Origin of the sequence: Pseudomonas sp. Sample_16 (assembly GCF_004307665.1) — a bacterium.
Taxonomy (GTDB): Bacteria; Pseudomonadota; Gammaproteobacteria; order Pseudomonadales; family Pseudomonadaceae; genus Aquipseudomonas.
This window is the reverse complement of record NZ_RCOB01000137.1, coordinates 1-9,245: the sequence shown is the minus strand read 5'-3', so window position 1 is coordinate 9,245 and position 9,245 is coordinate 1. Positions and strand designations below refer to the sequence as shown.

Here is a 9,245-nt window from a genome sequence, read left to right as displayed (position 1 = left end):
GCAGCGCACCGGCATCGGCCAGCAGGCGGGATTTGCGCAAGGCAATTTCCCCCCCGCCGACGACCAACACACGACTGCCGCGAAGGTTGTGAAACAGCGGCAGATAGTTCATTCAGCCGATTACCTCAAGGCCACCCATGTAAGGCTTGAGCACTTCAGGCACGCGGATCGAACCGTCGGCCTGCTGGTAGTTCTCAAGAACCGCAACCAACGTACGACCCACAGCCAGGCCGGAACCGTTCAAGGTGTGCACCAGTTCAGGCTTGCCGGTTTCCGGATTACGGAAACGGGCTTGCATGCGACGGGCCTGGAAATCGCCGCAGTTGGAGCACGAGGAAATTTCACGGTACTTGTCCTGGCTCGGGATCCACACTTCCAGGTCGTAAGTCTTGACCGCGCTGAAGCCCATGTCGCCGGTACACAGCGCCAGGGTGCGGTAAGGCAGTTCGAGCAGTTGCAGGACTTTTTCAGCGTTGGCGGTCAGGCCTTCCAGCGCTTCCATCGACTTCGACGGCTCGACGATCTGCACCATTTCAACCTTGTCGAACTGGTGCTGGCGGATCATGCCGCGAGTGTCACGGCCCGACGCACCGGCTTCACTGCGGAAGCAAGGTGTGTGGGCGACGAATTTGATCGGCAGTTGCTTGGCGTCGACGATCTCACCGGCAACGATGTTGGTCAGCGACACTTCAGCGGTAGGGATCAAGTACAGATCGGCTTCGCCTTCGCGAGCGATCTTGAACAGGTCCTCTTCGAATTTCGGCAACTGGCCGGTGCCTTGCAGCGCCGGAGCCTGGACCAGATAAGGCGTGTAAGCCTCTTCGTAACCGTGCTCGGTGACGTGCAGGTTGATCATGAACTGCGCCAGGGCGCGATGCAGACGGGCAATCGGGCCACGCAGCAGGGCGAAACGAGCGCCGGACAGCTTGGCGGCGGTTTCGAAGTCCAGCCAGCCGAACTTCTCGCCCAGTGCTACATGGTCCTGAACCGGGAAATCGAAGGCAGTCGGGGTGCCCCAACGGCGTACTTCGACGTTGCCGTCTTCATCTTCACCGACCGGCACCGATTCGTGCGGCAGGTTGGGGATACCCAGCAGGATCGAGTCCAATTCGGTCTGGATCGAGTCCAGTTCGACTTTGCCGGCGCTCAATTCACCCGCCATGCGCTCGACGTCCGCCATCAGCGGCGCGATGTCTTCGCCGCGCTGCTTGGCCTGACCGATGGATTTGGAGCGCGCGTTACGTTCGGCCTGCAGTGCTTCGGTGCGGGTCTGGACGGTCTTGCGCTGTTCTTCCAGCGCTTCGATGCGCGCGACATCCAGGGCATAGCCACGGGAAGCCAGGCGGTCCGCTACGTCCTGAAGGTTGCTACGTAACAGTTTGGAATCGAGCATGTCGGTCTCTCGTTATCAAAGTTTGGTCAAGGACAGGCCGGCCCAGGTGGCGAGCAGCCCGCCGAATACGCTGATGGCCGCATAGCCCAGGGCCAGCGGCACTTGCCCGCTTTCCAGCAAGCGCACCGTATCCAGTGAAAAGGATGAAAAAGTCGTCAGCCCTCCGAGGAAGCCGACGATCAACCCGGCACGCACCTCGATGGGCACCTCCGGGCGAATCAAAAACAGACCGTATAGAACGCCGATCAGCAAACAGCCCACGATATTAACGGCCAGCGTCGCGGTATAGAAGTGCCGCGGCCAATTAGCGTTGATCCAGTTACCCGTAGCGAAGCGCAACAGCGTGCCGGCGATCCCGCCGACGGAAACCGCGATTATCAATGGGACCACTATTTTCTCCGCTGCCTGGGGCTTAAACGGTCGAGTTTCGCCAGATGACTGAGCTTTTCGCCGATTTTCAGCTCAAGGCCCCGGGGCACCGGCTGATAGAACGGAATAGGGTCGAGTTCTTCCGGGAAATAGTCTTCCCCGGCGGCGTAGGCATCGGGTTCGTCGTGGGCATAACGGTACTCGTCGCCGTAGCCCAATTGCTTCATCAGTTTGGTCGGCGCGTTGCGCAGGTGCAGCGGCACTTCCAGCGAGCCGTGTTCGGCAGCCGCGCGCAATGCGCTCTTGAAACCCATGTACACCGCGTTGCTCTTAGGCGCGCAGGCCAGATAAGTGATGGCCTGGGCCACCGCCAATTCACCTTCGGGACTGCCAAGCCGCTCCTGCACTTCCCACGCCGCCAGGCACAGGCTCAACGCGCGCGGGTCGGCATTGCCGATGTCTTCGCTGGCCATGCGCACCACGCGCCGGGCCAGGTACAACGGATCGCAACCGCCGTCGATCATGCGCGCGAACCAATACAAGGCGCCGTCGGGATTGGAGCCGCGCACCGACTTATGCAGCGCGGAGATCTGGTCGTAGAACGCTTCACCGCCCTTGTCGAAGCGCCGACGTGTGTCGCCGAGCAGGCTTTGCAGCAGATCGGTGCCGATTTCGCTGTTGTCTTCTGCCAGGTCGGAGGCGTTTTCCAGCAGATTGAGCAGACGCCGGCCATCGCCGTCAGCGGCCGACAACAACATCTGGAAGCCTTCATCACTGAGGGTCAGGTTGCGCTTGCCCAGGCCCCGTTCTTCGGTCAGTGCGCGGTGCACCAATTTGCGCAGCGCGGTTTCGTCGAGGCTTTTCAGCACATAGACGCGCGCGCGCGAAAGCAATGCGTTATTGAGTTCGAACGAAGGGTTTTCGGTGGTTGCACCGATGAAAATCAACGTGCCGTCTTCGACGTACGGCAGGAACGCATCCTGCTGGGACTTGTTGAAACGGTGCACTTCGTCAACGAACAGAATCGTGCGGCGGCCGTACTGCGCGGCCTGCTGCTTGGCGATTTCCACCGCCTGACGGATTTCCTTGACCCCGGCCAGCACGGCCGACACCGTTTCGAAGTGCGCCTCCGAGACTTCCGCCAGCAACCGCGCCAGCGTGGTTTTACCGACCCCTGGCGGCCCCCAGAAAATCATCGAGTGCAGGGCACCCTGCTCCAGGGCTTCGCGCAAAGGCTTGCCGCGAGCGAGCACGTGTTCCTGACCGACGTACTCATCCAGGTTGGTCGCACGTAAACGGGCGGCCAAGGGCTGAGCGATCGGGGCACTGCGAAACAGGTCCATCACGTACTGTTAAAACCTCGCTTTTTATTACGTAGTTCTCAAGTCTGGCGAAATCCTGTGGCGAGGGAGCTTGCTCCCGCTGGGGCGCGAAACACCCCCAAAATGGGACTGCTGCGCAGTCCAGCGGGAGCAAGCTCCCTCGCCACACAAGCCCGCTCCCACAAGTTATGCGTCTTACTCCTGGATCACGTCCGCCCCTTTAGGGATGTCGAACTTGAATTTCGAAGCCGGGATCGGCTCGTTGGCCTTCACACCGGTAAACAGGATATTGGTGCGCTGGCCGACGCTGTCGATCAGTTGCATGTCATTGACCAAGCCGTTGCGGAACGACAAACGCAGGTTGTCGAACAGCGTGTCCTTGGTTTTCGGCTTCAGGGTGAAGTCAATCACCCCGCCGGCTTCCTTGGCGCTGATGTCAAAGCTCTGGCTGATCTTCGACACGTCACCGGACAACAGCAACGCCGGGGTCTGAGTCAGTCGCTGATCGAGGTTCTTGATGGTGACCTGCTCCAGGTCCGGGTCCCAAAGGGTGACCTTCTTGCCATCGGAAACCATCAACTGTTCTTGCGGCGCGTCGGTGTGCCAGTAGAACAGGCCCGGGCGTTGCAGGGACATTTGACCTGCGGTTTCCTGCAACTGGGTGCCGCTGCCATCGAGGGTCAGCTGGGAGAAACGTGCGGTCAGGGTCTGGGATTTTTCCAGCAATTGAGTCAGGCGCGCCACGTCCTTGTCATCGGCGTGAGCCTGCAGCGTGGTCAAGGCCAGTACCGGTAGCAACAGCATGCGGATCAGACGCATGGGAGTCCTCATAACATTCGTGGGAGTGCGGGCGGCGCCTCGGGACGCCGCCCCTTTTCAATCTCGGATCAGTCGCGTACCGGGCCAGGGGCCAGGACTTCACGCGAACCGTTGGTATTCATGGACGTCACGACACCGGCCATTTCCATGGCTTCGATCATGCGCGCTGCGCGGTTGTAGCCGATTTTCAGTTTACGCTGAACCGCGGAAATGGAGGCACGGCGGCTTTCCAGAACGAACTGCACCGCTTCGTCATATAACGCATCGGCCTCGGGATCATCACCGTCGCCACCACCGCTGCTGCCCTCAAAGCCACTGCCGGCCTCTTCGACACCGTTGAGGATGTCGTCGTTGTACTCCGGCGCGCCACGCAGCTTCCAGGCCTCGACCACGCGATGAACCTCATCGTCGGACACAAAGGCCCCGTGGACACGGATCGGCAGACTGGTACCCGGCGGCATGTAGAGCATGTCACCGTGCCCCAGCAATTGTTCGGCGCCGCCCTGGTCGATGATGGTCCGGGAGTCGATCTTGCTCGACACCTGGAACGCCATACGGGTCGGAATGTTGGCCTTGATCAGGCCGGTGATCACGTCAACCGACGGACGCTGGGTCGCGAGGATCAGGTGGATGCCGGCAGCACGCGCCTTCTGGGCGATACGCGCGATCAGTTCTTCCACCTTCTTGCCGACGATCATCATCATGTCGGCGAATTCGTCGACCACCACCACGATGGTCGGCAGCTTTTGCAGCAGCGGCGCTTCATCATGGATGCTTTCGCGCTTGTACAGCGGATCGCTCAACGGCTCGCCAGCGTCCTGGGCTTCCTTGACCTTGGCATTGAAGCCAGACAGGTTGCGCACGCCCATTTTCGCCATCAGTTTGTAGCGTCGCTCCATCTCGGCAACGCTCCAGCGCAGGGCGTTCGCGGCGTCCTTCATGTCGGTGACCACCGGACACAGCAGGTGCGGAATGCCCTCGTAGATCGACAGTTCGAGCATTTTCGGGTCGATCATGATCAGTTTGGCGTCTTCCGGGCCGGACTTGAACAGAATCGACAGGATCATCGCGTTCACACCCACCGACTTACCGGAACCGGTGGTACCGGCCACCAGCAGGTGCGGCATCTTCGCCAGGTCAGTGATGACCGGCTTGCCGCCGATGTCATGACCCAGTGCCAGTGTGACCGGCGATTTGAAGTTGTCGTACTCGGGAGTCGACAGCACTTCGGAGAAGCGCACGATCTGCCGGTCTTCGTTGGGAATCTCGATACCGACCGTGGTCTTGCCCGGAATCACTTCCACCACCCGCACGCTGGTCACGGCCAGGGAACGTGCCAGGTCCTTTGCCAGGTTGGCGATGCGGCTGACCTTGACCCCGGCCGCCGGCTGAATTTCGTAACGGGTGATCACCGGCCCTGGGTGGATCGAATCCACAGTGACTTCGACGCCGAATTCCTTGAGCTTGATTTCCAGCAAATGACCGACCGCGGCCAGGGATTCCGGCGAATAATTGAGTTGTTTCTTTTCCGCGGGATCAAGAATCGAAATCGGCGGCAAGGTGCCTTCCACCGCACTGTCGACGAACAGCGGCGCCTGTTTCTCTTTCTCGACGCGCTTGCTCGGGGCTGGTGGCTTGACCGGCGCCGGCGCAATCACCGGCGGCACCTGTTTCTCACGCTCGGACATGTGCTTGCTCAGGGCTTGCTCACGCTCGATCAAGCGCTCCTTGACCTTGGCCTGTTCGCGTTTATCGGTGACGGTTGGCGCGACCACGTCGTGCACGCGGTCGTCGACTTCACGCAATTGCGCCACCAGTTGCTTGCGCTCGGTACGGGCCGCCCACCAGCGGTTGGCTGCGCCCTGGAACAGCTCGAAGAGGTCGAGCGTGATCTTGCCGGTGACGTCCATCACCTTGAACCACGACAAATCGGTGAAAACGGTCAGGCCGAACAGGAACAGGGCAATGAACAGCAGCGTGCTGCCCTGAATGTTCAAGGCGTTTTTCGCCAGATCACCCAGGCTTTCGCCCAGCGCACCGCCAGCACCGGCCGGCAGACCGGTCGCCGCGTGGAAATGGATATGGGCAAGCGCAGCACCGGACAACACCAGAAATACCAGCCCGATCAGGCGCCAGGAGAACAGCCAGCCGCTCCACTGCCACGGCTCGTGACGTTGGCGGAAGATCTGGTAGGCCTTGATCGCCAGCAACAGGGGGAAGATGTAGGCGAAGTAACCGAGCACCATGAACAGGATATCGGCGCTGTAGGAGCCCGCCGGACCACCGAAATTCTGCACATCGTCGATCTTGCTGTTATGGCTCCAGCCCGGATCGTCCTTGCCGTAGGTCAGCAAGGCCATCATCAGAAACAGGCACAACGCGCCAATGGCGATCAATGCACCTTCCTTGAGGCGGTAGTGCAATTGCTGACGCCAGAGCGGCACGACTGTTTTGGGTGCTTCGGTGGATTTCTTCAAAACGCTACTATTCCTGCGCCCAAGGCGCGTCCATCTGTTGATTGACTATTAAAAACTGCCCAATCCAGGCAGGTAAAAAAGTTGACAGCCATAACTCAGACTACTTTTAACACTGCGTTCCGGTTTTTATAAACACGAAACGTCCTGCTTATTTTGTTACAAACGCTGTTACAGCCAGGCATTGTACGGGTTTGTACGCTTGATGCCATGCTTGTGATCCTAGGGTGTAGCATAGTCAACAGCACATCACGTGCGACTCAATTTGAGCATGCATTGTCTTTTGTGACAAAGGCTTATGAGGTGTTTTTATGAGCGAAGCGAAGCATCACCGCCTGATCATCCTGGGTTCCGGCCCCGCCGGTTACAGCGCAGCCGTGTATGCCGCCCGCGCCAACCTCAAACCCGTTGTCATTACCGGCATACAGGCCGGTGGCCAGCTCACTACCACCGTGGAAGTCGATAACTGGCCAGGCGATGTCGAAGGCCTCACCGGCCCGGTGTTGATGGACCGCATGCAAAAACACGCCGAGCGCTTTGCCACAGAGATCGTGTACGACCACATCCATACTGCCAAGTTGCAACAGCGCCCGTTCGAACTGATTGGCGACAGCGGCACCTACACGTGTGACGCGCTGATTATTGCCACCGGCGCTTCCGCGCAATACCTGGGGTTGGCGTCGGAAGAAACGTTTGCCGGCAAAGGCGTTTCCGCCTGCGCGACCTGCGACGGGTTCTTCTATCGCAATCAAGTGGTCGCGGTCATTGGTGGCGGCAATACCGCCGTTGAAGAAGCACTGTACTTGTCGAACATTGCCAAGGAAGTTCATCTGATACACCGGCGGGACAAGTTGCGTTCTGAGAAAATCCTCCAGGACAAACTCTTCGAGAAAGCTGCCAACGGCAATATTCGCCTGCACTGGAACCAGAACCTCGATGAGGTACTGGGTGACGCCACTGGCGTGACCGGCGCCCGCCTGCGCGATAGCCATACGGGTGAACTCAAGGAACTGGCAGTGGCCGGGGTGTTCATCGCCATCGGCCACAAACCCAATACCGACCTGTTCGTCGGCCAACTGGAAATGCGCGACGGTTACCTGCTGGTCAAGGGTGGCAGTGATGGCGATGCCACGGCGACCGCCATTGCGGGCGTGTTTGCCGCTGGTGACGTGGCCGACCACGTCTATCGCCAGGCCGTGACTTCCGCAGGGGCTGGCTGCATGGCTGCACTGGACGCGGAAAAATACCTCGACGACATTCCCGTCGTTTAACGGCACACTTCACGGCGGGCCGAGAGCCCGCCACCGCCCTCCCCTTCTGCAAGCCCGAACGCCATGCTGACTTGGTTACAACGCAACACCCTGACTTTCCCGCCACTGGAAAAGGCCATGCGTGACCCCAACGGGTTGCTGGCGGCCGGTGGCGACCTGTCTGCCGACCGGCTGATCCAGGCATATCGTCACGGCTGTTTCCCATGGTTCTCGGAAGGCCAACCGATCCTCTGGTGGTCACCCGACCCACGCACAGTTTTATTTCCCGACGAACTGCACGTATCCCGCAGCCTTGGCAAATTGCTGCGCCAACAACGCTATCAGGTGACCTTCGATCGGGATTTCGCCGCCGTTATCCGGGCGTGCGCCGCCCCCAGGGAATACGCCGATGGCACCTGGATTACCGATGCCATGCAGGACGCCTACATTGAACTGCACCGTCGCGGGTTCGCCCACTCGGTGGAAGTCTGGGACCAGCAAGAACTGGTTGGCGGATTGTACGGTTTGGCGATGGGCCAGATGTTTTTCGGCGAATCGATGTTCAGCCGCGCCGACAACGCCTCCAAATTTGGTTTTGCCACATTGGTGCGACATCTGAAAGACTCCGGCTTTGTCTTGATCGACTGCCAGATGCCGACCGATCATCTGCACAGCCTTGGCGCGCGGGCAATTCCCCGCAGCGCGTTTGCCGGTTATCTGGCGCAATATCTGGATCGACCCAGCCGCGCAACCTGGGTTTGCTGAGCGACTTTTGCGCGCGTGGCTTACACTTAATCGAAAGCATTATCCCGAGGGTTGATCATGACCGAGTTGGCGCGCCTGAAGTTCTATGCCACTCAGCCCCACTCTTGCAGCTATCTGCCTGAGGAGCAGGCCACGACCCTGTTCCTTGACCCTAGCCAGCCCATGGATGTGCATGTCTATGCAGACCTGTCGGAAATGGGTTTCCGTCGCAGTGGCGATCACCTCTACCGGCCCCATTGCCAGAACTGCAATGCGTGCGTGCCTGCGCGCATTCCCGTAGGGCAATTCACGCCCAATCGTCAGCAGAAACGCATTTTCAAACGCAACGCCGATCTGCAGGTGCGCCCGGCCAAACCCGGGTTCAGTGAAGAGTATTTCGATCTCTATCAACGGTACATCGAAGAGCGACATGCCGATGGCGACATGTATCCGCCCAGCCGCGATCAATTTTCTACGTTCCTGGTGCGTGACCTGCCGTTTTCGCGTTTCTATGAATTTCGTCTCGACGGACGGTTGCTGGCGATCGCGGTGACCGACCTGCTGCCAAACGGCCTGTCGGCGGTTTACACCTTCTATGAGCCTGCCGAAGAACGACGCAGCCTGGGGCGTTATGCGATCCTCTGGCAAATCGCCGAGGCCCGGCGCCTGGGGCTGGATGCGGTCTACCTGGGCTACTGGATCAAAAACTGCAAAAAAATGAGCTACAAGACCCAATATCGCCCAATAGAGCTGCTGGTTAACCAGCGCTGGGTCGTTCTGAACTAGAGCACACCCTAAACCCCTTGGCTTGACCCCCACTTTTCGGGCACAATGCACGCCGCTTTTGCCTGGCGCAGTTGCACCGGGCCATTCA

9 protein-coding genes are annotated in these 9,245 nt (G+C 59.6%); 3 read left to right on the top strand and 6 right to left on the bottom strand.

The window, feature by feature from the left end:
- The 6 genes from D8U69_RS18520 to D8U69_RS18495 form a co-directional block, all read right to left on the bottom strand.
- The coding region (locus tag D8U69_RS18520) for an NAD(P)-dependent oxidoreductase (RefSeq protein WP_130907869.1) at positions 1 to 112 on the bottom strand (112 nt) is incomplete at its 3' end.
- On the bottom strand, positions 113 to 1,393 hold the full coding sequence (gene serS / locus D8U69_RS18515; RefSeq protein WP_056854600.1) for a serine--tRNA ligase: 1,281 nt from the start codon (positions 1,391 to 1,393) through the stop codon (positions 113 to 115).
- Positions 1,394 to 1,408: 15 nt separating this feature from the next.
- Positions 1,409 to 1,783: a fluoride efflux transporter CrcB gene (gene crcB, locus D8U69_RS18510; protein ID WP_130906292.1), complete on the bottom strand. Its 375-nt coding sequence runs from the start codon at positions 1,781 to 1,783 to the stop codon at positions 1,409 to 1,411.
- Entirely contained in the window at positions 1,783 to 3,105 is a 1,323-nt protein-coding gene (locus D8U69_RS18505) for a replication-associated recombination protein A (RefSeq protein WP_056854602.1), read from the bottom strand. Before D8U69_RS18505 ends, crcB begins: the two co-directional genes overlap by 1 nt.
- 174 nt (positions 3,106 to 3,279) lie before the next feature.
- A complete protein-coding gene (gene lolA, locus D8U69_RS18500; protein WP_056854603.1) occupies positions 3,280 to 3,903 on the bottom strand; it encodes an outer membrane lipoprotein chaperone LolA in 624 nt (207 codons plus the stop codon).
- Positions 3,904 to 3,971: 68 nt separating this feature from the next.
- Positions 3,972 to 6,380, bottom strand: coding sequence for a DNA translocase FtsK (locus tag D8U69_RS18495; RefSeq protein WP_056854604.1), 2,409 nt, complete (start codon positions 6,378 to 6,380; stop codon positions 3,972 to 3,974).
- Positions 6,381 to 6,688: 308 nt separating this feature from the next.
- Between D8U69_RS18495 and trxB the strand changes: the two genes are divergently transcribed.
- The 3 genes from trxB (at position 6,689) to D8U69_RS18480 (ending at position 9,157) form a co-directional block, all read left to right on the top strand.
- Positions 6,689 to 7,648, top strand: a complete 960-nt coding sequence (gene trxB, locus D8U69_RS18490; protein ID WP_130907868.1) for a thioredoxin-disulfide reductase — start codon at positions 6,689 to 6,691, stop codon at positions 7,646 to 7,648.
- Between the two features lie 63 nt (positions 7,649 to 7,711).
- Positions 7,712 to 8,392 (top strand): leucyl/phenylalanyl-tRNA--protein transferase, encoded by a 681-nt coding sequence (gene aat / locus D8U69_RS18485; RefSeq protein ID WP_130907867.1) that lies wholly within the window; start codon positions 7,712 to 7,714, stop codon positions 8,390 to 8,392.
- A gap of 57 nt (positions 8,393 to 8,449) precedes the next feature.
- Entirely contained in the window at positions 8,450 to 9,157 is a 708-nt protein-coding gene (locus tag D8U69_RS18480) for an arginyltransferase (RefSeq protein ID WP_056854607.1), read from the top strand.
- Positions 9,158 to 9,245 lie beyond the last annotated feature (88 nt).